Below are 22,407 nucleotides of genomic sequence, written 5' to 3'. Positions count from 1 at the left end.
CAAGATGTATGCGTACTATGCCGTAAGCGGCTCGTCATTGGCGCGCGCCAGCTCGCCAATGACCAGGCATGGCCGGTTCTTAGAACAGGATGGCCTTGATCACCAGCAGCAGGCCGCCAATCGACGCCAGCCACACCAGCGAGCGCACCAGCGGCACGCCAAAGGCGTACAGGGGCACGTAGAGTACCCGTGCGGCCAGGTAAATCTGGGCGCCCAGCAGCGTTGTGCCCCCGGTGCGGTCCAGGGCATGCGCGGCCAGCACGGCAGCGGCAAACAGCGGCAGCGTTTCCAGCAGGTTGTTCTGGGCCCGCTGCAAGCGACCCGTGATGGGGCGCATGGGTGGCGCCTCGCCGTCGCGCGGCCCCATGTTGTACGCCAGCCCCGTTTCAGCGTCACGCATGGCCGCCGCCAGCAGGATCTGCACCAGCGCCAGCACCAGGGTCCAGCCCAGGATGGTCAATTCGTGTTCCATATGTGGCCTCGTCGTTGACGCGCTCAAACGAGCGCTACCGGTAAGCATAAACGCGTACGGGCGGCCTTGTCACTCAAACACGACTATAATTTCCGCACCCCGGGTATCCGCCGGGCACTTTTCCTTCCTGCCGGAGCCTTACCGATGATCCGTAGTGTGTTGACGCTTGCCCTGCTGGGCGCACTTTCCCCTTCCCACGCCGCCCCCGACCTGAGCACCATTGCCGAGCGGTCGCAATTTACGCACACTGGCCGCTATGATGAAGTGATCAAGCTGTGTGCGCAGTTCCAGCGGGCCTATCCCAAGGCCGCCAAGTGCATCGACTTCGGCACCACGCCGGAAGGGCGTCCCATGAAGGCACTCGTCGTCACCCGCACCGGCGCCATGACGGCGCAGGCGGCCGCAAAGCGCTCCCTGCCGGTCACGCTGATCCAGGGCGGCATCCACGCCGGTGAAATCGACGGCAAGGATGCCGGCTTTTTGGCCCTGCGCGAAGTGCTGGAAAACAAGGCCGCCCCCGGCGCGCTCGACAAGCAAGTGGTGCTCTTCATCCCCGTCTTCAATATCGATGGCCACGAGCGCTTCAAGAAGTGGAACCGCCCCAACCAGCGCGGACCGGTGGAAACGGGCTGGCGCGCGACCGCCCAGAACTTCAACCTCAACCGCGACTATGCCAAGGCCGACAGCCCCGAGATGCAGGCCATGCTGGCGCTGGTCAATGCCTGGGACCCGCTGACCTACATCGATCTGCATGTAACCAACGGCGCCAAGTTCGAACATGATGTCTCGATCCAGGTCGAACCCGTGCATTCGGCCGACCAGGCCCTGCGCGCCAGCGGCCGCGAGCTGCGCGACAATGTGCTGGCCGACCTCACGCGCCAGGGATCGATGCCGCATGCCTTTTACATGTCCTTTGCCGACACCGACAATCCTGCCTCGGGCTTTATCGACAATGTGTCCGATCCGCGCTTTTCGACCGGCTACATCCCCTTGCGCAACCGCCTGGCCATGCTGGTGGAGACCCACGCCTGGAAGGATTATCCAACGCGCGTGCGCATCACGCGCAATACCGTGGTGTCGGTGCTGTCCCAGGTGGCCGAGCATGGCGCCAAGTGGCAGCAGGCGGTGGCCCAGGCCGACGCACGCGCGGCCAAACTGGGCGCGGCCACCGTGCCGCTGTCGTACAAGGCGACCGACAAGGCACGCATGATCGACTTTCGCGGCTATGCCTACTCCCGCACCCCGTCGGACGTGTCGGGCCAGCTCATGACGCGCTATGACGAAACACGCCCGCAGATCTGGACCGTGCCGCTGCGCGACGAGATGGTGCCGGACCTGCAGGTGAAACTGCCGGCGGCAGGCTACGTGGTGCCGGCCGCGTACGCCGCCATGGTCGGCACCAAGCTGCGCCAGCACGGCATCACCTTCCGTGTGCTGGAACAGGGACGCGACAAAGCCGATGTGGAAACCTTCCGCGCCCAGAAGGTCACGCTCAGCCCCACCTCGCTCGAATCGCACCAGCGCGTCTCTGTCCAGGGCGAGTGGAGCGCCGAGCCGCGCCCCATCCCCAAGGGTTCGCTGTTCGTGCCGATCGGCCAGCCCAAGGCGCGCCTGGTGGCGGCGCTGCTCGAACCCAAGGCACCCGATTCGATGCTGGCCTGGGGCCGGTTCAACACCGCCTTTGAACGCAAGGAATACCTGGAAGACTATGTGGCTGAAGACGAGGCGCGCGACATGATGGCGCGCGACCCCGCGCTGGCCGAGCGCTTCCGGCAGCGCCTGGCCACCGACCCCGCTTTTGCCAAGGATGGTGCGGCCCGCCTGGAGTTTTTTGCGCGCCTGCATTCGTCGTGGGATGAGCGCCTGAATCTCTATCCCGTCATGCGCACCGACGTGGCGCTGTAACGGCTGCGCCTACAAGGATGGCCGTGAAAATCCGCGTGCACCTGGCGCTCATGGTCGGCACCCTGCTGGTGCCGGTGGTGCTGTCGTCCGCGCTGGCCCTGGACGCGCTGCTTGACGGCGAGCGCGAGGCGGCCTTGCGCAGCATGCGGGAAGCGGCGCGCGCCACGAGCCTGGCCACCGACCGCGAGTGGAGCTTCGCCGCCGGCCTGGGACACGCACTGTCCACCTCAACGGTGCTGGAACAGGGCGACCTCGCAGGCTTTTACGAGCGTGCCCGCGAGGCCAATGGCGACAGCGGCCTGCAAACGGCGCTCATCTCCAGCGACGGCAGGCAGCTGTTCAACACGGCCGTCCCCTACGGCACCGCGATTGCGCCGCCAAAGGAAGCCACGCGCCAGCGGGTGGCGCAGGCGCTGGCCGACAGCCGGCACCATATTTCAAGGCTCATCGTGGGCCGCGCCACTGGCAAATACGTCGCGACGCTCGAGAAGGCAGCGACCTTGAACGACGGGCGCCGGGTCGTCATTTCGCAGTGGTACCCGGCCGCGCATTTCCAGCGCGCGTTCCCGGCCGACAATGTGCCGTCCAGCTGGCTGATCGGCATCTTCGACCAGGATGGCGTGACGGTGCTGCGCAACCGGGGGCCGGCCGAGTTCGTGGGCAAGCTCCCCAAGGAAGACTTGCTGCGGGCAATCCGCGACGGCCGCACGGATGTGCTGCGCAACCACAGCCGGGAGGGCACGTCGCTCTACACAGTGCTGCAGCGCTCGCCCATGTCCGGATGGACGGTGGCGGTCGGGGTGCCGGTCAGCGAAGTGGAGGCAGCGGCGCGCAATGCCGTCATGCTCAGCGCCATTGGCGTGCTGGCGGCGCTGATGCTGGCCATTGGCGCGGCCTACCTGTTCGGCAAACGCCTGGTGCGCGCGCTCGACCATGCTTCGCACGCGGCGCTTGACCTGGGCCGCGGCATGGTGCCCGTCATTGCCGTGTCGCCGATCGATGAAGTGGGCAAGCTGGAGTCGGCCCTGCATGATGCCGGCCTGGCCCTGCGCCGCAGCAGCGACGAGCGCGAAGTCCTGCTGGCTGACGCGCGTGACGCGCGCGCCGTGGCCGAATCGCAAAATCGGGCCAAGGACGACTTCCTGGCCATGCTGGGCCATGAGCTGCGCAACCCCTTAAGCGCCATCACCTCCGGCATTTCGCTGCTTGAATACGCCGGCGCCACGCCCGAGACCAGCCAGCGCGCGCGCCAGGCCATCCGGCGCCAGTGCGGCCTGCTGGTCAATATCGTCGACGAACTGCTCGATGCCAGCCGCGTCATGACCGGCAAGGTTTCGCTGACCAAACAGGCACTCGACCTGGGCGCGGTCACCCGCGCCTGCCTCGACAGCATGGACATGCGCGGCCTTGGCAAGGGCCTGGCCATCACGGCCGAGATTGGCGCCGCGCCGGTCGAGGCCGACCCCATGCGGCTGGAGCAGATCATCAACAACCTGCTCGACAATGCCTTCAAGTACACCCCGGCAGGTGGCGCAGTGCGGGTGACGGTGGCCGCGCAGGACGGCAAGGCCGTGCTGGAAGTGGCCGACAGCGGCATCGGCATCAGTGCCGCGCTGCTGCCCAAGGTGTTCGATGTGTTCATGCAGGGCGCGGCCTCGATTGACCGCGCCAAGGGCGGGCTGGGTATTGGCCTGGCCGTGGTACGGGCCATGGTGGAGCAGCATGGCGGCAGCGTGCGGGCCGACAGTTTAGGGGAAGGGCGCGGCAGCGTCTTTACCGTGGTCCTGCCCCTGGCCAGCGGCGCGGCGCCGGCGGTGGAGGCGCGTGCGGAGCCAGCCGCCATGGCGCCGGGCCTGCGCGTGCTGGTAGTGGACGACAATGATGACGCGCGCGAGATGCTGACCCAGGTCCTGACCATCAGCGGCTACACGGTTTTGCAGGCGATTAACGGGCGCCAAGCCTTGCTGGTGGCCGAGCGGGAACTGCCGGCCGTGGCCGTGATCGATATCGGCCTGCCCGACCTGTCGGGTTACGAAGTGGCGGTGCGCCTGCGCGCGCTGGCCGCCACGGCCCGAATTGGCCTCATCGCCCTGACCGGCTATGGCCAGGACGGCGACCGCAGCCGCGCACTGGAAAGTGGCTTTGATATCCATCTGACCAAGCCTGCCAAGCTCGACGCTTTGGTCGATGCCATTGCCAAAGCCAGCAAGACTGTCGGCAATTGACCACATAGCAACATTACGCACCGCTTTGTGGCATAATGCGGACCCCGGACAATATCCGCTATCGTCCGCTCCCATAATTTACCTATTTTAAGGCTACTATCATGTTGAAAAAAATCGCTGCCGCAGCCGCTCTGGCTATCGTTGCGTCGACCGCTGCCGCGGCTGACGCTCCTGCTTTCTACATCGGCGCAGACGTTGGCCAGACCCGCGTTGACGGTGTTGATGACTACGGCATCAAGGACAACGATACCAGCGTTGGCATCTTCGCCGGCTACCAGCTGAACCAGACGTTCGCTATTGAAGCGAACTACCGTCGCCTGTTCGATGTTAAGGTTTTCGGCGCAAGCGTCAACGCTGACCAGATCGGCCTGTCGGCAATCGCCGGCCTGCCGCTGACCAATGAGTTCAGTCTGTATGGCCGCCTGGGCTATAACCGCATCAACGCTGAAGTGTCGGGCAATGGCATCACCGCAAAAGGCGACGATTCGGGCGTTCTGTATGGCGTGGGTCTGAGCTATGCAATCACCCCAACCATGTCGGCACGCCTGGAAGTGCAGCGTCCAGACAGCGACATGACCAACGTCAGCGCTGGCGTGTCGTTCAAGTTCTAATATTTGCCGCACAAGAAAAAACCCGCCTCGGCGGGTTTTTTTTCGAGCGCAGTTTCGTCAAAGATCGGTCAGGGAGCGTGCACGCCCGCACCCTCAAGCCGGGCAGCAGCCCGATGGCTTCGACGATTTGCGCGGGCCACTGCACCGGGAAGGCGGTGGCATAGCTGAGCCAGTTGAAGCTAGCGCATACCAACGAAAACGGCAGATATATTTAGCTGAACAGTGCAGTATCACAGTAGCCGCCGTATTGGTCCGCCACCATGTCAGGTAGTTGGGGCCAAAGGGCCAATTGCACCCATGCTCTGCCGAAAGGGCCGACCGCCCCCAGACTCTGCCAAGGGATGAAGGCACGGGTTTTACATTTATGGCTTCAGTTGGCGGAACGTGAGGTTCATTCACTTCCATGGAGCGCCGAATGTCTTCCGAAAAAGATCCATTGGTGAACTCGCCAAGTAGCAGGGATTTGCGACTTGGAAATCCTGTAGCAGAGTTGACTCGCGCTGCCTCGCCACCGCCACGAAATGCAGCGCATGGGATGGTGCATACCGTCACGCCGGCCAGAAATGCCAGTATCACAAAGTCAAACTTGTCCAGCTCACTGTGCGCGACGATATTCGCCACCATCCTCGGCACCCGATGATAGGCAGAAACGCTCCGGCCAAGCCGGACAGGAAAACCAGGCCGCGCACTTGCGCAGGGATCGTTCTGTATTCGATTGCATCGCGATAGGTTCGTTTGACGAGGCCAAAAGCTGTGGCTCCTGGACTGGCAGGCTCGCCGCGTTTGAAAGATTTAATCAAGCGTCCGCTCCGAGGCTCGGGCTCGGGTTGCCTGTCCTTCGCCGAAGCCGGCGGCTTTCTACTTGATGGCCGCTTGCTCGTCAATTTGCCGGACCAATGCTTTCAACGACTTCGGCCGGCCATTGCACCGGGACGGAAGTGGCGTAGCTCAGCCAGTTGAGAATGGCCCAGACCATCGTGAAGGGCAGCACCAGCCAGATGAACAGGTGCATAAAGCCGGTCACCACCGGACTGGTGCGCCACCAGCGCAGGTAATTGGGACCGAATGGCCCGACGGCGCCGATGCTTTGCCACAGGGAAGAGGGCACCGCTTCCACGTGGACGCTCTCGGACGGCGGCACATGGGGGCCATCTTCTTCCATGAAACGGCGAATGTGTTCCCAAAATAACGCCACCGTCAACTCGCCCAGCAGCAATGGGTTGGCCACCTGAAAATCCTCGACCAGCGTTGCCCCGCCCTGCCGCCTTGCCGCGACAAAGTGCAGCGCATGGGATGCCGATATAGTGGCGCCGGTGGGCGTGATGATGACGCGGTATTCTCCCGTCACGTCATCCCAGTCGTGCTCTGCGGTGCGCAGAGGCCATGGTTTGAACAGGCCCTTGAGTCCCGGTTCAACAGCGCGATACAGGCGGTAGATCTTGCGGCTCTTGCGGTCAAAGATGACGGGTTCGTCGGTTGGCCGGAAAAACTCAAGCCGGGCCGCGTAGACGAGCAAGAGGGCCCCGCATGTCGTCAGCACCGTCAGAAATGCAATCATTGCGAAGTCAAATTTGCCGAACTGTCCGCGTTCGGCAATGTCGGCGAACGTCATCAGCGCACCGCCAATGGGCAGCGCGCCGCCTGCGAGGCCGAGCAGGAAAGTGAGTCCGCGTACCTGGGCCGGCACGGTCCGGTACTCGATGGCCTGCTGGTAAGTCCGCTTGATCAGACCGAACGCCAGGGCGTAATCGCTGGCACGCTGTCCGCGTAGAAAGCTGATGACAAGGCGGCCACTGCCCAGCCCTTTGACAAGGGGCTCTCTGAGGACGCGGTTGGACGCTTTGGCCCGAGAAGAGCGGGAAGGGCGATTCATGCCTGACCTGACTGTTGAGGATAATAGAACAGGGGCAGGTGTCTTCTACGCGCGTTCGATATATCAGTGTTATCCACTTGGCTCCGTGCAAACGGCCGTGCAGGTGATCGATTCATTCATTCGCAGGCCCGATCGCTTCGATGACGCTAGCTGGCCAATGGACTGAAGTAGCTGTGGCATAACTGAGCCAGTTCAATACCGCCCAGACTAGCGAGAATGGCAGCACCAACCAGATAAAAAGGTGCATGAAAACCGTAGCGGTTGTATTGGTTCGCCACCATTTGAAATAGTTTGGCCCGAATGGCCCGACCGCACCCAGGCTCTGCCACAGGGATGAAGGCACAGGTTCCACATTTACCGCTTCGGTTGAAGGAACATGGGGCCCACTCTCTTCCATGAAGCGCCGGATGTGTTCCCAAAAAGGCCCAATGGTGAACTCGCCAAGTAGCAGGGGATTTGCGACTTGGAAATCCTGCAGCAAAGTTGACTCGCCCTGCCGCTCCACCGCCACGAAATGCAGCGCATGGGATGCTGAGACCGTCGAGCCCGTGGGCGTGATTGTCACACGGTATTCGCCCGTTATTGTATCCCAGCGATGTTCAGCAGTTTGCAATGGCCAACGCTGAAACAGTCCTTTGACGCCGGGCTGGACCGCCCGAAAAACGCGGTAAATCTTTCTGTTCTTCCGGTCGAAGATTACCGGCTCGTCAATAGGGCGAAAAAACTCCAGACGAGCAGTGTACACAAGTACCAGGCCGGTGAACAACGCAATCGCGGCAAGAATGGCCATGAAAGCGTAATCGAATTTGCTCGGATTATCATGCTCGACGAGCTCTGCATACATCGTTGGAACGCCGAAAATCGGTACCAGCGCGCCTGCTAAACCAAAAAGGAAAATTAAGCCGCGCACCTGGGCCGGAACCGTTTTGTACTCGATCGCGTCTTGATATGTATTTTTGATAAGTCCAAAAGCCCGTGTTTGCTCGCTCGCTGGCTGGTTCCGTTTGAAACGGCTGATCAGGCGGCCACTACCAATCCCTTCTATTGGGGGGACAAAATTACCCTTGCCGTTAACTGGCGCTACTGGGTCAGACAACTTCATGGCATTTCCTTTGATTCAAGTGTTGCGCTGATCTGATTGGCTTCCTGGGCGCTCAACCCAACTGCTTGGGAAAATGCTTCAAACTCGGCTTTCCAGTCTCCATGACTGAAGCTGTCCTCGCGGCGGTCCCCGCCAGTGATAATGAAATTACGGTCCTTGCCGAAGTATGAGCGGCTGATCCAGCGCTGCAGCTGGGTCGGAGTGAGCAGGATAGCGCCAATTTGCAACGAGACTCCAGCGATAAGAAAGAAAAACGCCAGGCCCGACACGGTGACGGTCACGCCAAGTACCACCCCGAGTCCTGTGGCCCCGAGCCGCTTTGCGGCAGTGGTGACAATGACTGGTACTACTGCGCGTGCCGCGCTCGTCGCGGCAATTTGACCCGCCATGACCAGGCCCGTAGTAACCGAGGTCAATGTAAAAGCAGCTGCCGATGCTGAGTAAAAAAAAGTGACGGTTGCATCCTTGTCGTCCTTCGCTTTTTTAGCGGAGTCCTTGTTTGCAAAATAACTGATTGCCCCGCCAGCGATACCCGCCAGGTTGGCAAGGGACTTGAAAGCAACCAAGGTCAATGATTTGGCAACAGCGTCGCCGCCTGCAGTAGCAGCGGCACCCGTAACCATCATCGCTCTGGACGCTGTGCTGACCTCTGAACCAATCGCCAACAGCTGAAAAAGCCCACCGGAAAGGCCAAATGCACTGTCCAGCAGGCCAGTGCGCGCTGCCAATTTTTTTTCCGCCACCGTTTCTCTCTTGTAGGCTTCCCAACCGTGCATCACGCCCAGGGTCTGAACGGCGATGACACCGATTGCAAGACGGCCGTCCAGCGAGGTGAACATGGCGTTAATGCCTTTGCCCCACGGGTTGGCCATGGCCTTGCGTAGTTTTGTGAGGGACTCAGTGGTTAAGGTCTGGTTGCGCTGGGCGATGCGCACGTAGTCGTCCGCGTTCAGGATGCGAGCGGCGCCGGCACTGCCCAAGGCGTGTGCCGTCGCCCCGGCCATCTTGACCTCGCCGACGTCCGCCTTCTGCGCCAGCTTGAGCGGATCGTTGCCTTCTGCGGCCAGTGCTTCAGTGTCGGTCAGCAGGGTCAGCGGCACCCGTTCACCGGCGGCCAGCTTCGCGTTGAGTTCGGCTTCGCCAACGCCCAGATTCTGGTTGTTGACGGGCGAGCGCGTATTGCGGATGTCAATTGCCTGCTGGGCCGTGATACTCATCCTGATCAGCACTGCCACCTTGGGCGCGCGTGCGTTGGCGGAGTCGTTCAGCCTGGCATCAGCCAGATATTCCATGCTCTGGCGCACTCCCCACAAGTACTGCATTTTCCGAATCTGGGCCTGTCCAATGGGATGCTTGAGTGCGGCACTTACCAGGCCCGCGGACATGGCGGTCATCATCCCCAGGCCATAAAAAGCCATGCCGTGGCCCATCCAGCTATATTTCTTGACGGCGCCCACTTCCTTGAGGATGTCGAAGGTCTTGTCGCGCATGCCGCCCAGGTTGCCGGCGCCATCCTGCTTGTTCGGGTCTTCTTTGACTTCCTTGTTGGGGTCGCCCGTGAGCACTTCGAAAGCGCGCAGAAAGCGGTCCTGGTTGGCTGCCAGCGCTCGCAAGGCAACCGAACTCTCGTTCAAGAAGCTGCCTTCGAGCAGCTTCACATAGCTGCCCAGCACTTTGCCGGTCGTGATGGGGCCCGGAACATGAATATGATTGCTTTCGCGGGTATAAGTGAGGCCGGGCGAATGGCACTGAAGCGGGCTGTTCGGATCATTTTCGCAAAAGTGCAGGGCGAAATAGGCTTTGGTCTTAGCATCCTCGACGGCGGCCCACCAGTCCTCTTCCATCTTTTCAAGCTGGTCGTAATGCTTGACCTTCATGTCCTCTTCAAATGTCTTGAGCCACTTCTCGCGTGCCACTTCATCATAATAAGGCGCCATCTTTTCCCAGGTCTGGCGTGATTTTTCCTCAGCCCAGGCTAGCTGGCGCGCCTTCTGGTCAGGGTAGATGAGGCGGCCGTACACATTGCGCGCCAGGTGGGCCTTCATGTGGGCATATTGGGACGAACCGTTGTGCCGCGCCAGCATCTGGGCGCGCTCGGCATCGTTGAGGACGTAGAACTTGGTCCCTATTGGGTACTTGCCGCGCATGACGTCGCGCTTGTTCTTGATCGGGCTGATCTTGCCGAGACTTTCGCCATAGGCCGCGTCCACCATATTCCTTTTCATGCCGTCCACGATGCTCATGCTGTTGTGGGCATGCACGTTGTACGGCAGGGCCGCTTCCGCGCGCATGAGCATGGCGCGGCGCAGGCGAATCGTGTTGAGCTCAGCAGCCACGCCGACCGGGTCGGCCAGAATCACTGCCTGCGGTTTGATGGACGCGACCTTGTGGCATGCAGCGGCCTTGACCATGACGCTGGCCATCTGCTCCACTTCGCCTGCGATGGAGGTGAAGGTGAAGTCGTTTTCCCTGTCCGCACCAATCTTGAGCGTGTTGATGGTCGATTCCAGCAGATAGGCTCTCAAAGCCGCCGCGGTCGGTTCGAAAGTACAGGCCGAGCCGCCGCCGATGGCCACGAACTGCATGGGCAGGCCAGCTGGTGTCGCGGCGCCGGCGGCCATCGCCGGCAAGGTTTTCTTGATGCTGGCGCGCAGTTTGGCATCCCACAAGTTGGCGCTGAAGGCGATCCACACGCCGTCAATCAGATGCGCCTGGGGAATGGGCAACAGCTTCATGCCCATCCGGCTATGGCCGTCCTCAAAACACTTCACGCGCGCCTCTGGCTGCTTGAACAGCGCGTTCTGCTCGGTGACAAGATCGGCATCTTCCGTGATGCGGTAGCGCGTCCACTCGGGCACGCCTGCTGGTGGCTTGGGAATATACACATGCACATAGCCAGCGCGCAGCAGGCGCAGGGCAAAGCGCGACTGGGTAGGCTGCTTAGCCGGCACGATGCTGGCAATCTTCTCGGTCGGGATGCCGACGGTGGCCGCGCCGCCTGGTACCAGTGGCTTGTACTTGGCCACCGGCGAGGGCCGCAACAGCAGCAGCGCCAGCGTGGCCTTGTTGCACTTGTTGCAGCCTTGTTGTTTCTTCTCTTGCATACTATTCCTGAATTAACCGATGGAAGGGGCGCGCGCGCCTTCCGCATTGGCGGCCATCAATTGTTCGATATCTGCCACCAGATAGACAAGACGGTCCGACTCTTCCTGCTCGCTCGCGGCCCGCCTCATCAGTTGCCGGATATTGTCGTGGTCCCACAGACCCGGGTGCAGCATGGACAGTGCCGCCCATGTGGTCAGGTCATGCTGCTCGCGAAAGCGGTGCGGCAACTGGGCAGCCAGTGCGCGGGCGCCGATCAGCGCGTGGGCGGCGCGGCGGAACAGGGCCGCCTCATCTTCTGCTACCGGCAGCGCGCGCCGCTGCATCTCCCCCAGCCACTGGCGTAGCGTGCGGTGCAGTGTGGCGCCCAGCGCCATTTGCTCCCACTCGGCCGCCGACAGGCGCAGTGGTGCAGCGGCCTCGCCCGCGCTGCACAGGCTGGCCAGGGTGCCGAGCGAATCGAGGTAAGTCCAGCTGTGCAGCCGGCCGAACTGCGCACGCACGGCGTCGTCGCCGGCAGCGCTGCGCAGCAGGGCCAGCACGCGCCGGTCCACCAGGCGCAGATAGGTAGCGCTGGTGCGCGCTTCGGTATTGACCCGCAGCAGCGACGACAGCTGCGTGGCCAGCTGATCCATGTGCATGCTGGTTTGCAGCCAGCCGCCGATGCGCAGGGCGGCCCCGCCTTCGCCGGCCAAACCGGCGTCCAGGCCGTCGCTGCGCTCCTCGTGCGCGATTTCCAGCGACAACTCCAGCGTCGGGTCATCCAGCCCGTTCATATTAACCAGGTAAGGATACTGGTACGGGTCCAGGCTGACCGAGGGATGCAGGGGGATGGTGGCCACCTCGCGCTGCCAGGCTGCCTGGCGCAATGCATCCACATCGCCGCTGTCCGCGGTGTTCAAGCCGGGCAGGGGCTCACCCAGCATGGGGTCGACCAGCAGGTAGATCGAGAGCGGCTGGTCCAGGGCCTGGCCCAACTGGCCCAGCGTGGCGGAGCGCATGGTGGCATCCATCAGCGCAGTCGTCTAAATTGCACTGGCGCCGCCGCTGCCGGCTGCGTCGAGCTTGGCCGGGCATTGCGCTAGCTTACCGGGCGGCGGCAATGTCAGCTTCTGGCTCGCGCTTTTGGGCCCCGTCAGCTCCTTCTTGCTGGCCTTGAACTCCATCTTGCCCGGTCCGTGGATCATGATGTTGCCGCCTTCGAGCTTGATGAAGGCGCCCTGGGCGGTCAGCATGACATGCTTGCCGGCACCCACGGTCACGCTCTTTGTCACGCTTGCGACCGTGATGGCCTTGTCGGCCGTCAGGCTGGCCGCGCCCGACTGGCTCTGCGTGCTGACCTTGCCACTAGCCGCATGCAGGCGGATGCCGGTCTCCTGGTTGGGCTTGTCCGCGCTGCTGGCTTTGCCATAAGTGAACAGGCTGATGCCGCTCCCGGTCAGAAAATGGCTGTTGGCTTGCGAAACGCAATTGATGTCTTGTCCGGCCACGATGGCGCTGGTATTGCCTGCGCTGATTACCACGGCAGCGGGCGTGGAGGCGGCAATGCCGGCCGCGCTGGATAACTGCAGCTGTGGCTTGCTGTAGGCAATGGCCTCGCCCGCACCGCCCGCATCGCCCTTGCCGCCGCCGCTGCCGATGGCGGCAACAACGGCGCCGCTGGCGGCCATTGCCTCGATTGCAGGCAGCTTGTCGGGTGCGGCTTCATCGGCCTGCTCTGCATCCTTGAGCTTCGCGTTATGCTTTTGCGCGGTGCTCGCCATGTCGGAGAGCAAAGTGGTACTGGCCTGGATTTGCGACAGTGCTTCGCGCGAATCAAGCTGGGCCGCGCTGTCGCCGCTACGCCCGTGGCTTGACAGCAGCAAGCCGCTGCCGGCGCGCACGGCGGCGCTGTGTTCGCTCTTGAGCTCGGCGCCGAAGCCGGCCGGGGCCAGGTGTTCATTGTCGCACTGGTGGCGCAGCTGGCCCAGATTAAGCTCGTCGGTGCCGCGATGGGCCGCCGCGTGGCGCTGCAGCACTACACGCGCCTTGCCGGCCGTGTCGTCAAACACCAGCTGGCTGTAGGCGCCGCTGCCGCCCTGGCTCGCCGCCATGGCCTGGGACTTGAAGCCGGACAGGGACGCCGGATGTGCATGCGCGCCGCCGCTGCCGGGGAACCACACCGGGGCATTGCCGGTGCTGGCACCTGCGCCGCCAGCCACCTGGTTGCCAGCGGCGTCATCCTGGCCTTGGCCGTTGTACAGGCAGCCAATCACGACCGGGCGGTCGATATCGCCTTCCAGGTAATCGACCAGCACTTCCTGGCCCACGCGCGGCAGGGCGCTGCTGCCCCAGTTGGCACCGGCCACCGGCGCCATGGGCGTGGCCACCCGCACCCAGGTGCCGGCGCTGTCGTCGCCCGGCGCACCGGTGTGGCCATCCGGGGCACCGTGGACCAGGCGGCTGTGGCTTTGCACCCCGCGCTGCCAGTGGAACTGCACCTTGATGCGATGGTCGCGGTCGGTATGCACGGAATTACCGAGTGCGCCCACCACGATGGCCGTTTGCTGGCCTCGCACGGTCGGGCGCGGAAAGCGCAGCGCGCCATGGTCATCAAGCACGCTGCCGCGATACGGCACGCCAGCATGGATGGCGTCGATGCGCACCCGGTACAAGGGACGCTCGCCTTGCTCGGTCCCCACCGCATGCAGGCTGTGGCTGGCATCGCGGCCAATGGCTTGTTCCAGGCTGCTCACGGGCAGGCGCTCGCTCACTTCGCTTCTGAGCTCCGCACTGAGGTTGTTGTGCATCAGGTGCACCACGCGCGTGACCACGAAGGTGCGGGCGTCGTCATCGGGCGCGGCGTCATGCACGGCATGGCCGTGCAGGGCGAAAGTGGTGCCCGGGGCGAGCGTACGCACGGTGCCGGCCCCCACATGGACTTTGCGCCTGGCGCCCAGCGACTGCACCAGGTTGTCGACCAGCCGCTGGCCCTGGTCTGCTGTCTCGAAGGCGTACGGCCCCAGTGCTTCGCGCACAGCCGGCAGGCCGGCCTGGCCGGCGGTTGCCGCAGCGCTGCGGGCGCTGTTGCGGCGGTAGTCCCAGCTCAGCACTTCGACACTGTCGGCCTGCTGGCGCAGCTCGGTGCGCCACCTGTCCAGGCCATCGCGCTTCATGACGGCGCTGGACTGGGTGAAGTCAATGCTCGACTGGACATTGGGCTGGAAGCTGCCGTTGTGGTCTGCAATGACCATCGTGTGCTGACCGAGCGCCGGCGATCCGGGGGCGCCGGCATGCTCGAAATAATGAAACAGGCCTTCCTCGCTCATCAGGCGCGAGGCAAAGGCCATGTCGCTTTCCTGATATTGCGTAGTCAGGCTGCGCACCGGATAGATGTCGCGCCGGGCAATGTCGAAGCGCCACTGCGGCGCCAGCTTGCCCTTGCCCTGCCAGGAGGCGAACACGGTGTCGAGGATGTCGAACACCGTCATATCCTGGAAGATGCGGCTGTCGCGCCCGTGCTCGAGAAACCGGGTCCACGGTTCGATGGTGAGCAGGTAACGGGCCAGGCCGCCGTTAGCCCCGCTCATTTCCGCAGCCGTGATGTAGCCGTGGAAGGGACGCAGCGCGTCGCGGCTGTGAGCGGTCAGCAGCTGCAGCAGGGCCGGCTGGCCGATCAGGGATTTGAGGGCGATCCCGGCATCCGGCGACAGCGCACTGACGGTCAAGCGGAAGCCCTGGTCGATGCCCTCTTCGCCGCGCACGCATTCCGGCACTAGCATGGCCAGCGGGGTAGCAAGCTGCAGCAGGCGAGTGTCCTGGGTCAGCGCGCCGAGTAGGCTGTGCAAACGCATGAGGGCGTTGTTCGGCATGGCAGGAAGGCTCCGCAGCGATAAGAATTAATGTGTGTGCAACATTGTATCTTATTACACTTTGGAGCCTTCTTTTTTTGCCTGTCGATGTCGGTCTTTGCAGACACTTTGTCAGCAAGACCGGCTGTTACTCGCGTTGCAGGCTGATGACGCCCGCCGCAGGCGTGCCGCATGGCTCTTCGTCAAAGGCAATATCGCCCAGCGGATTGGCCACGCCGTCGGTCTTGATATCTTTAAAACCGAACAAGTTGCCATCCATCAGGTGCGACGGCACCACCGTCGACAGCGACGAAAAGATGCTTTCCACCCGGCCCGGGTATTTTTTCTCCCACTCGCGCATCAAGCCCTTGATCTGCTTGCGCTGCAGGTTTTCCTGCGAGCCGCACAGGTCGCACGGAATGATGGGAAATTGCTTGACCTCGGCGTAGCGGGTCGAGTCCGCTTCCTTCACGTACGCCATGGGCCGGATCACCATGTGCTTGCCGTCATCGGACACCAGCTTGGCCGGCATGCCCTTGAGTTTGCCGCCAAAGAACATATTGAGGAAAAAGGTTTCCAGGATATCGTCGCGGTGGTGGCCCAGGGCGATCTTGTTGCAGCCCAACTCATCGGCCACGCGGTACAGGATGCCGCGCCGCAGGCGCGAGCACAGCGAGCAGGTGGTCTTGCCCTCGGGGATCAGGCGCTTGACGATGCTGTAGGTATCCTGGTTTTCGATATGGAACGGTACCCCGAGCTTGCTCAGGTAGGCCGGCAGGATGTCGGCCGGGAAATTGGGCTGCTTCTGGTCCAGATTGACGGCGATCAGCTCGAATTGGATGGGTGCGCGCTCGCGCAGCGTCATCAGGATGTCGAGCAGGGCGTAGCTGTCCTTGCCGCCGGACAGGCACACCATTACCTTGTCGCCATCCTCAATCATGTTGAAGTCGCCAATGGCCTGACCCACCTGGCGGCACAGGCGCTTGTGCAGCTTGTTGTTTTCATAGGCGACCTTGTCGGAGGTCGCTTCCAGCGTTTCAGCCGTGATTGCCTGGTTCATACGTTTTCCTTGATCTGAAATACTTCCACGCCCACGCCTTCGCAGTCGGGATACACATCCGGCTTCATGGTCGATACCCGCACCGCCCGCACCTGCGGATGGGCCAGCATGGCGCGCACCACGTCGTCGCACAGGGTTTCCTGCAGGTGGACATGGCCTTGGGCCATGCGGTTGGCGATCGTCACGCGCATGAAGTCGTAGTCCACCACTTCGGCCAGGTGGTCATCCTTGGGCGTGGACAGGGCCAGCGGGATGTACAGGTCGACGTTGATCAGCACGCGCTGCTCGCCTTTCTTTTCAAAATCGTGCACGCCGATGTTGATCATCACTTCGTAGTTGCGAAGAAACAGGCGGCGGCAGTCGGAGAGCGTGGGATGGGTCAGGGCGGACAGCATAGTGGACTTTCGTGTGGGTGTGCGGATGCAAAGGGCGTTGCTTGGTTTATTGGGTGAGGAACATGACGTCGCGCTGCAGCGGCACCAGGTGCTGGCCACCGTCGACCAGCAAGGTGGTGCCGGTGACGGCGCGCGCTGCGGCCAGGTAGCACACGGCGTCCACGATATCCTGTGGGCGGCTGGAGTGGCCCAGCGGCGTGGCCTGATGCGCCTTGGCGAAACCATCCTCGGTCTGCTCGCCCGACACCAGCGTGATGCCGGGCGCCACGCCCACCACCCGCACGCGCGGGGCCAGCGCCTGCGCCAGCATGGTGGTGGCCGTGTGCAGGGCCGCCTTGGACAGGGTGTAGGACAGGTAGTCGGGATTGAGGTTGTACAGCTTCTGGTCGAGCAGGTTGATCACCACCGCCTGGCTGCCGGCTGGCGTGGCCGCGTGCAGGGCCTGGGCCAGCAGGATGGGCGCGCTGACATTGGCCTGCATGTGGGCCGCCAGCAGGGTCGGGGAAAAATCGGTCGCGCTGTCGTAGTCGAACTGCGACGCATTGTTGACCACGCAGGTGACGGGGCCGAGCGCGGCGGCGGCGCGCCCAAGCAGCGCGCGCACGGCCGCTTCGTCGGCCAGGTCGCACTGCAAGAGGGCGGCGCGCCGGCCCAGCGCTTCAATGGCGGCCGCAGTGGCCCGCGCGTCGTCTTCCGAGGCGCGCCAGTGCAGCGCCACGTCCCAGCCGGCAGCGGCCAGGCCCAGCGCGATGGCGCGCCCGAGGCGGCGCCCGGCGCCCGTCACCAGTGCCACCCCGGGGGCGCTGGTGCTCGAATCGGTGCCTGACGGCGTGCTGTGTGGCTGCATACTGGTTCAGTTGTCCTGTTGTGGCTACAATGCCGGAATGTCCCTACCTGCCCCCGACAGCGACGCGCTGGCCGCGTCCCATGCCCTGCAACGACACATCGCCGCCGAGATTGAGCAAGAAGGCGGCGCGATTGCCTTTTCGCGCTTCATGGAGCTGGCCCTGTACGCCCCGGGGCTCGGTTACTACAGCGGTGGCGCGGCCAAGCTGGGAGCGGACGGCGATTTTACGACCGCGCCCGAGATGTCGTCCCTGTTCGGCGCCGCGCTGGCGCAGGTTGCAGCCGCTATTATCGCCCAAAGTGCGCCCCGGATCCTCGAATTTGGCGCCGGCACGGGCAAACTGGCACGCGATGTCTTGACGGCGCTGGCCGAGGCCGGGGTGGTGCTGGAGCAGTACGCCATCCTCGAACTGTCCGGCTCCCTGCGCGCGCGCCAGCAGGAAGCGCTGCGCGATTTTCCGTGCGTGGTCTGGCTCGACGCCATGCCGGAGGCGTTTTCCGGCGTGGTACTGGCCAACGAAGTGCTCGATGCCATGCCGGTGGAACTGGTGCGCAAGGATGACGGCCAGTGGCGCCGCCTGATGGTGACCATTGACGATGGCGCCTTTGCCCTGGTGCCGCACGCGCCCGATGCGGACCTGGCGCAGCGCATCGGGTCCCAGCTGAGCGACGCCGACGCCTTGCCCGAGGGCTACCTGACCGAAGTGCATGCGGTCGGCGCCGGTTTCATGGCCACGCTCGGGCGCATGCTGGCGGCCGGGCAGGGCGCCGCCATCCTGGTGGACTACGGCTTTCCCGCCCACGAGTACTATCACCCGCAGCGCAGCACCGGCACCTTGATGTGCCACTACCGCCACCATGCCCACACCGAGCCGTTTTACCTGCCCGGGCTGCAGGACATCACGGCCCATGTCGACTTCACCGCCATGGCGCTGGCAGCCCAGGATGCGGGAGCCGAGGTCCTGGCCTATATGAACCAGGCTGCCTTCCTGCTGGCGGCCGGCATTGGCGAACTGCTGCTGCGCCTGGATCCGGCCGACCCCATGCGCTACCTGCCGCAGGCCAATGCCCTGCAAAAGCTGGTGTCGCCGGCGGAAATGGGCGAACTGTTCAAGGTGCTGGTGGTGGGCCAGGGCGTGACACTGCCGCAGCCGCTCATGCAGGCCGACCGGACGCATCGGCTATGAACGCACGCATCAGCGACTTTGCCATCGGCGCGGTGGTGATCGCCATGGCCGTGGGCGCCCTCGCCTGGTTCCTCACGCGCGATGACAGCTGCCTGGACAAGGCGCGCGCCTTGGTCCAGAGCGCGCCGGCCGTCACGGCCAGGACGGGCAAGGTGGTGTCGGCCGGCACCAGTTCCTGGCTGAGCGGCCAGACGGCCAGGCCCGGGGAACGCTCCTTCTACTTCCTGGTCAAGGGCGAGCGCGGCACCGCGCGCGCCGTGGTCAGCGCCGACCGCGCCCAATGCATTTGCCGCCTCGAATCAGTCCACTAAGCCACGTTGGATCGGACGACAGGCCCCGACAGGCTGCCAGGCGTGTGGCGGGTCGCTGCACCCGCGCTGCACCCGCGCTGCAATGGCATGGGCCGCAGCCTGCTGATGCGCTATGATGAATGTTCAGCGGCAACTACGCATCACCATTTCGCTTTGACCCATGGCACGGATCCACACCCACTACGACAACCTGAAAGTGTCGCGCGGCGCGCCGCAGGAGGTCGTGCGGGCAGCCTACAAGGCGCTCAGCCAGAAATACCATCCCGACAAGAACCCGGGCGACGCCAAGGCCGCCCGCATCATGGCCATTCTCAACAGCGCCTATGCCAGCCTGTCCGACCCGGTGCGCAGGCGCGAACACGATGAGTGGATCGCGGCCGAGGAATGGGAAATTGCCTGGCTGGAAAGCACCCAGGCCGACGACGGGCGCGAAGCCGCAGAGCCGGAGTGGGAACCGGAAGCCGTGCCGCAGCCTGCGCCGTACCGGGCCTTGCGCGATCCGCACTGGTGGCTGGGCATGACGGCGGCGCTTGCCGCCGGCGTGGTGGCGGGCTTGCTGTTGATGAGCCATACCCGGGCCGTGCCGGCGGCCGTGGCCAGCGCCCTGGGCGGGGCGGCGGCCGCGCCACAGGCCGCGTCGCCGCGGCGCACTGATCCCCTGCCCGATGGCTGGGCCGTGGACCAGCCGCCGGGCGAAGAGGCGGTCCCGCCCCAGGTGAAGGTGGTGGCACTGTCGCAGGTGGTGATCCCGGCGCGCGCGCCAGATTGCGATCAGGCGCTGCGCGGCCTGGCTGCACCCGGCGGCCTCGACTGGCCGGAAGCGTCCGGCTACCTGGACGGCTTCCCGCTGGACAATGTGGGCTCGGGGGTACAGGTGGTGATTGACAACGCGGCCAACCCGTCGCCGGTGCTGGTCAAGGTGATCGACAGCGCACGCGGGGCGGCGGTGCGCCACCTGTTCCTGCAGCCGGGCGCGAGCATGACGGTCGACAATCTGGCAGCCGGGCGCTACGAGGTGCGCTACCAGAACCTGCAGGTGGGCGGCAGCGCCGAGGCCTGCATTGCGCGGCCCCGTCCGGCGCTTGGCGGAAACGGGCCGGCAGCCTGAATCAGGCCTGGCTGCCGATCCTGTCGATCAGCCCCATTTCGCTGGACGACATGAGCTTGTCGATATCGAGCAAGATCAGCATGCGCTCGTCCACCGTGCCCAGTCCCATCATGTAATTGGCGTCAAAGGCGGCGCCCATTTCCGGTGCCGGCCTGACCTGTTCGGGCGTGAGGGTGGTCACGTCGGACACGCTGTCGACCACCATGCCGATGATGCGCCCGCCAATATTGAGGATGATGACCACGGTGAACTGGTCGTACACGGGGGTGCCCAGGTTGAACTTGATGCGCATGTCAATCACGGGAATGATAATGCCGCGCAGATTGATCACGCCCTTGATGAATTCCGGCGCATTGGCAATGCGCGTGACCGCTTCGTAACCGCGGATTTCCTGCACCTTCAGGATGTCGATCCCGTACTCTTCGGAGCCGAGCGTAAAGGCGAGAAACTCGCGGCCGGCGCCATCCTTGCTGGCGGTGGCGTTGGAAAGAGCTTGGCTCATCGGTCGATCCTTATTCAAAAAACATGAACGCACGGCGGCAGCTGCCACCGCGCTTCAAGCGTAGCAGACTCTTGTCCCATTGACGAGCAACACCAGTGCGGGCGGGGACCGGAATCTGTTGCCATCTTTCAAAATTTACATGGGCGAGGCTGGACTTGGTGGTGACTTTGTTTATAATCAAATTGTGAAATATGCGGCGCGGATGTGACGCGCCGCCAGGTCGGCAGGATGAGATGCCCTGGTTTTATTTGCGCACGAATGCCCCCACAGAGGAGCCTGTATGACCGACCAGACCGCCGAAGCCGATGACAACTGGCTGCTCGACGAGGATGACGAGGCCGCCAAAGTGCCGGCCGCGATCGACCAGCGCCTGTGGCGCGTGCTCATCGTCGACGATGATGTGGACGTGCACGCCGTGACCCGGCTGGCGCTGCGCAATGTGACATTCAAGGGCCGTGAGCTCGAACTGTTTTCCGCCTACAGTGGCCAGGAAGGCTTCCAGATCCTGCGCGACACGCCCGACATTGCCCTGGTGTTGCTCGACGTGGTGATGGAAACGGACGACGCCGGCCTGCTGCTGGCGCGCCGCATCCGCGAAGAGCTGGGCAACCAGATCGTGCGCGTGGTCCTGCGCACCGGCCAGCCGGGCCAGGCGCCGGAGCAGCGCGTGATCATTGAATACGACATCAATGACTACAAGGCCAAGACCGAACTGACCACCCAGAAGCTGTTTACCACGGTCATTTCGGCCCTGCGCGCCTACGAGAGCCTGATGATGCTCGAGCGCAGCCGCATTGGCCTGGGCAAGATCCTGGCCGGCGCCACCAATTTGTACCAGATCCATTCGCTGCGCGAATTTGCGTCCGGCGTGCTCAACCAGGTGAGCGCCATCCTCGACGTGGGCGCCGACGGCGTGCTGTGCGTGATGGCGGCCGACAGCGGCACGCCCACCGTGGTGGCGGCCACCGGCGGCTATGCCCCGCTGGCCGACGATGAAGTCATGCCCGCCAGCCACCCGCTGCTGCCCGCCATTGCCAAGGCCTTTGCCGAAAAGCAGAGCCAGTTCGAGCATCCGGCCAATGTCCTGTTCATCCACACCATGGAAGCGCGCGAGCTGTGCATCTCGGTCACGCCGCCGTGGCCCCTGGCAGCGATCCAGCGCGACCTGCTGGAAGTGTTCTGCGAGCGCATTGCCGCCGCCTTTGACAACCTGTACATGTTTGGCCAGCTGCGCCGGGCCCAGGAGGCGACCGTGGTGGCCCTGGCCGACCTGGCCGAGTTCCGCGACCACGGCACCGGCGGCCATGTGCGGCGGGTGCAGAACCTGACCTCGCAGATCGCCCAGCGCATGAAGGAGCGCGGCTCGGACGACCCGGAACTGACGCCCCAGCTGCTGGAAATGATTGGCCTGGCCAGCATCCTGCACGATGTGGGCAAGGTGTCCACGCCCGACCAGATACTGCTCAAGCCGGCGGCGCATACCCCCGAAGAGCGGCGCGTGATGCAGACCCATGCCCAGATTGGGCGCGCCATCCTCGAGCGCGCCGCGCGCATGGTCGATGGCGTAAGCTACCTGACCTACGGCGCCCAGATCGCGGGCGGCCACCACGAGCATTTCGACGGCGCCGGCTATCCTAATGGCCTCAAGGGCCGGGCCATTCCCCTGTGCGCCCGCATCGTGGCGGTAGTCGATGTGTTTGATGCCCTGCTGCACCGGCGTCCCTACAAGGAGCCCTGGCCCTACCTGGACGTGGTGAACTATATCCGCGAAAGGCGCGGGACCCAGTTCGACCCGGAAGTGCTCGATGCGCTGCTGGACGTGATCGAACGCCACCCGCCCGATCCAGCCGATAACGAATAGGCAAGGCGCGCCGCGCC

Annotated in this window: 17 protein-coding genes; 7 read left to right on the top strand and 10 right to left on the bottom strand. The window is 63.8% G+C overall.

Translation table 11 applies throughout. From position 1 onward, the window contains the following. Window positions 1-79 precede the first annotated feature (79 nt). The gene (locus KY495_RS07250; protein ID WP_219883004.1) at window positions 80-472 is read right to left on the bottom strand and encodes an MAPEG family protein; all 393 of its coding nucleotides are present in this window, start codon (window positions 470-472) and stop codon (window positions 80-82) included. 144 nt (window positions 473-616) lie between these two features. Here KY495_RS07250 and KY495_RS07245 point away from each other — a divergent pair, with 144 nt between their 5' ends. The 3 genes from KY495_RS07245 to KY495_RS07235 all read left to right on the top strand — a co-directional run bounded on the left by KY495_RS07245 (window position 617) and on the right by KY495_RS07235 (window position 5,213). Continuing rightward, entirely contained in the window at window positions 617-2,377 is a 1,761-nt protein-coding gene (locus KY495_RS07245) for a M14 family zinc carboxypeptidase (protein WP_219883003.1), read from the top strand. A 23-nt stretch (window positions 2,378-2,400) separates the two neighbouring features. Then, complete coding sequence (locus KY495_RS07240; protein WP_219883002.1) at window positions 2,401-4,602, top strand: ATP-binding protein; 2,202 nt, start codon at window positions 2,401-2,403, stop codon at window positions 4,600-4,602. Between the two features lie 101 nt (window positions 4,603-4,703). Continuing rightward, on the top strand, window positions 4,704-5,213 hold the full coding sequence (locus KY495_RS07235; RefSeq protein ID WP_219883001.1) for an outer membrane beta-barrel protein: 510 nt from the start codon (window positions 4,704-4,706) through the stop codon (window positions 5,211-5,213). Window positions 5,214-6,093: 880 nt separating this feature from the next. On the opposite strand, the gene KY495_RS07230 is transcribed toward KY495_RS07235, so the two are convergent. From KY495_RS07230 to KY495_RS07195, 8 genes are all read right to left on the bottom strand, one after another. Next, a complete protein-coding gene (locus KY495_RS07230; RefSeq protein ID WP_219883000.1) occupies window positions 6,094-7,086 on the bottom strand; it encodes a DUF6708 domain-containing protein in 993 nt (330 codons plus the stop codon). A 112-nt stretch (window positions 7,087-7,198) separates the two neighbouring features. After that, window positions 7,199-8,188, bottom strand: a complete 990-nt coding sequence (locus KY495_RS07225; protein WP_219882999.1) for a DUF6708 domain-containing protein — start codon at window positions 8,186-8,188, stop codon at window positions 7,199-7,201. Next, window positions 8,185-11,292 carry a T6SS effector BTH_I2691 family protein gene (locus tag KY495_RS07220; protein WP_219882998.1) on the bottom strand — a complete coding sequence of 1,036 codons (3,108 nt, stop codon included), beginning with the start codon at window positions 11,290-11,292 and terminating at the stop codon, window positions 8,185-8,187. The genes KY495_RS07225 and KY495_RS07220 overlap by 4 nt, the downstream gene beginning before the upstream one ends. A 12-nt stretch (window positions 11,293-11,304) precedes the next feature. Continuing rightward, window positions 11,305-12,303 carry a DUF4123 domain-containing protein gene (locus tag KY495_RS07215; protein WP_219882997.1) on the bottom strand — a complete coding sequence of 333 codons (999 nt, stop codon included), beginning with the start codon at window positions 12,301-12,303 and terminating at the stop codon, window positions 11,305-11,307. A gap of 12 nt (window positions 12,304-12,315) precedes the next feature. Then, a complete protein-coding gene (locus KY495_RS07210; protein ID WP_229518521.1) occupies window positions 12,316-15,141 on the bottom strand; it encodes a type VI secretion system Vgr family protein in 2,826 nt (941 codons plus the stop codon). 127 nt (window positions 15,142-15,268) lie between these two features. Further along, window positions 15,269-16,180 carry a tRNA 2-thiocytidine(32) synthetase TtcA gene (ttcA, locus tag KY495_RS07205; RefSeq protein WP_219882996.1) on the bottom strand — a complete coding sequence of 304 codons (912 nt, stop codon included), beginning with the start codon at window positions 16,178-16,180 and terminating at the stop codon, window positions 15,269-15,271. Further along, entirely contained in the window at window positions 16,177-16,575 is a 399-nt protein-coding gene (locus KY495_RS07200; protein WP_219882995.1) for a dihydroneopterin aldolase, read from the bottom strand. Before KY495_RS07200 ends, ttcA begins: the two co-directional genes overlap by 4 nt. 46 nt (window positions 16,576-16,621) lie before the next feature. After that, complete coding sequence (locus tag KY495_RS07195; RefSeq protein ID WP_219882994.1) at window positions 16,622-17,422, bottom strand: SDR family oxidoreductase; 801 nt, start codon at window positions 17,420-17,422, stop codon at window positions 16,622-16,624. Window positions 17,423-17,459: 37 nt separating this feature from the next. Here KY495_RS07195 and KY495_RS07190 point away from each other — a divergent pair, with 37 nt between their 5' ends. The 3 genes from KY495_RS07190 to KY495_RS07180 all read left to right on the top strand — a co-directional run bounded on the left by KY495_RS07190 (window position 17,460) and on the right by KY495_RS07180 (window position 20,027). After that, a complete protein-coding gene (locus KY495_RS07190) occupies window positions 17,460-18,608 on the top strand; it encodes a class I SAM-dependent methyltransferase (protein ID WP_219882993.1) in 1,149 nt (382 codons plus the stop codon). After that, window positions 18,605-18,919 (top strand): hypothetical protein, encoded by a 315-nt coding sequence (locus KY495_RS07185; protein ID WP_219882992.1) that lies wholly within the window; start codon window positions 18,605-18,607, stop codon window positions 18,917-18,919. Before KY495_RS07190 ends, KY495_RS07185 begins: the two co-directional genes overlap by 4 nt. Window positions 18,920-19,079: 160 nt before the next feature. Then, on the top strand, window positions 19,080-20,027 hold the full coding sequence (locus tag KY495_RS07180; RefSeq protein WP_219882991.1) for a J domain-containing protein: 948 nt from the start codon (window positions 19,080-19,082) through the stop codon (window positions 20,025-20,027). Window position 20,028: 1 nt separating this feature from the next. On the opposite strand, the gene KY495_RS07175 is transcribed toward KY495_RS07180, so the two are convergent. Continuing rightward, window positions 20,029-20,529: a chemotaxis protein CheW gene (locus KY495_RS07175; RefSeq protein WP_219882990.1), complete on the bottom strand. Its 501-nt coding sequence runs from the start codon at window positions 20,527-20,529 to the stop codon at window positions 20,029-20,031. 280 nt (window positions 20,530-20,809) lie between these two features. Here KY495_RS07175 and KY495_RS07170 point away from each other — a divergent pair, with 280 nt between their 5' ends. After that, window positions 20,810-22,390 (top strand): DUF3369 domain-containing protein, encoded by a 1,581-nt coding sequence (locus tag KY495_RS07170; protein WP_219882989.1) that lies wholly within the window; start codon window positions 20,810-20,812, stop codon window positions 22,388-22,390. The last annotated feature ends 17 nt before the right edge of the window (window positions 22,391-22,407 follow it).

This window comes from Massilia sp. PAMC28688 (genome assembly GCF_019443445.1).
GTDB lineage: Bacteria > Pseudomonadota > Gammaproteobacteria > Burkholderiales > Burkholderiaceae_D > Telluria_A.
The sequence above is the reverse complement of the archived record's forward strand: the minus strand, read 5'-3'. Positions and strand labels throughout refer to the sequence as shown.

Bases quoted from the DNA above. Each gene is read 5' to 3' on its own strand.
- KY495_RS07215 (WP_219882997.1), bottom strand. From the start codon at position 12,303: ATGGATGCCACCATGCGCTCCGCCACGCTGGGCCAGTTGGGCCAGGCC.
- KY495_RS07245 (WP_219883003.1), top strand. From the start codon at position 617: ATGATCCGTAGTGTGTTGACGCTTGCCCTGCTGGGCGCACTTTCCCCT.
- KY495_RS07180 (WP_219882991.1), top strand. From the start codon at position 19,080: ATGGCACGGATCCACACCCACTACGACAACCTGAAAGTGTCGCGCGGC.
- KY495_RS07210 (WP_229518521.1), bottom strand. From the start codon at position 15,141: ATGCCGAACAACGCCCTCATGCGTTTGCACAGCCTACTCGGCGCGCTG.
- KY495_RS07185 (WP_219882992.1), top strand. From the start codon at position 18,605: ATGAACGCACGCATCAGCGACTTTGCCATCGGCGCGGTGGTGATCGCC.
- KY495_RS07220 (WP_219882998.1), bottom strand. From the start codon at position 11,292: ATGCAAGAGAAGAAACAACAAGGCTGCAACAAGTGCAACAAGGCCACG.
- KY495_RS07170 (WP_219882989.1), top strand. From the start codon at position 20,810: ATGACCGACCAGACCGCCGAAGCCGATGACAACTGGCTGCTCGACGAG.
- KY495_RS07200 (WP_219882995.1), bottom strand. From the start codon at position 16,575: ATGCTGTCCGCCCTGACCCATCCCACGCTCTCCGACTGCCGCCGCCTG.
- KY495_RS07235 (WP_219883001.1), top strand. From the start codon at position 4,704: ATGTTGAAAAAAATCGCTGCCGCAGCCGCTCTGGCTATCGTTGCGTCG.
- KY495_RS07250 (WP_219883004.1), bottom strand. From the start codon at position 472: ATGGAACACGAATTGACCATCCTGGGCTGGACCCTGGTGCTGGCGCTG.
- KY495_RS07190 (WP_219882993.1), top strand. From the start codon at position 17,460: ATGTCCCTACCTGCCCCCGACAGCGACGCGCTGGCCGCGTCCCATGCC.
- KY495_RS07175 (WP_219882990.1), bottom strand. From the start codon at position 20,529: ATGAGCCAAGCTCTTTCCAACGCCACCGCCAGCAAGGATGGCGCCGGC.
- ttcA (WP_219882996.1), bottom strand. From the start codon at position 16,180: ATGAACCAGGCAATCACGGCTGAAACGCTGGAAGCGACCTCCGACAAG.
- KY495_RS07230 (WP_219883000.1), bottom strand. From the start codon at position 7,086: ATGAATCGCCCTTCCCGCTCTTCTCGGGCCAAAGCGTCCAACCGCGTC.
- KY495_RS07195 (WP_219882994.1), bottom strand. From the start codon at position 17,422: ATGCAGCCACACAGCACGCCGTCAGGCACCGATTCGAGCACCAGCGCC.
- KY495_RS07225 (WP_219882999.1), bottom strand. From the start codon at position 8,188: ATGAAGTTGTCTGACCCAGTAGCGCCAGTTAACGGCAAGGGTAATTTT.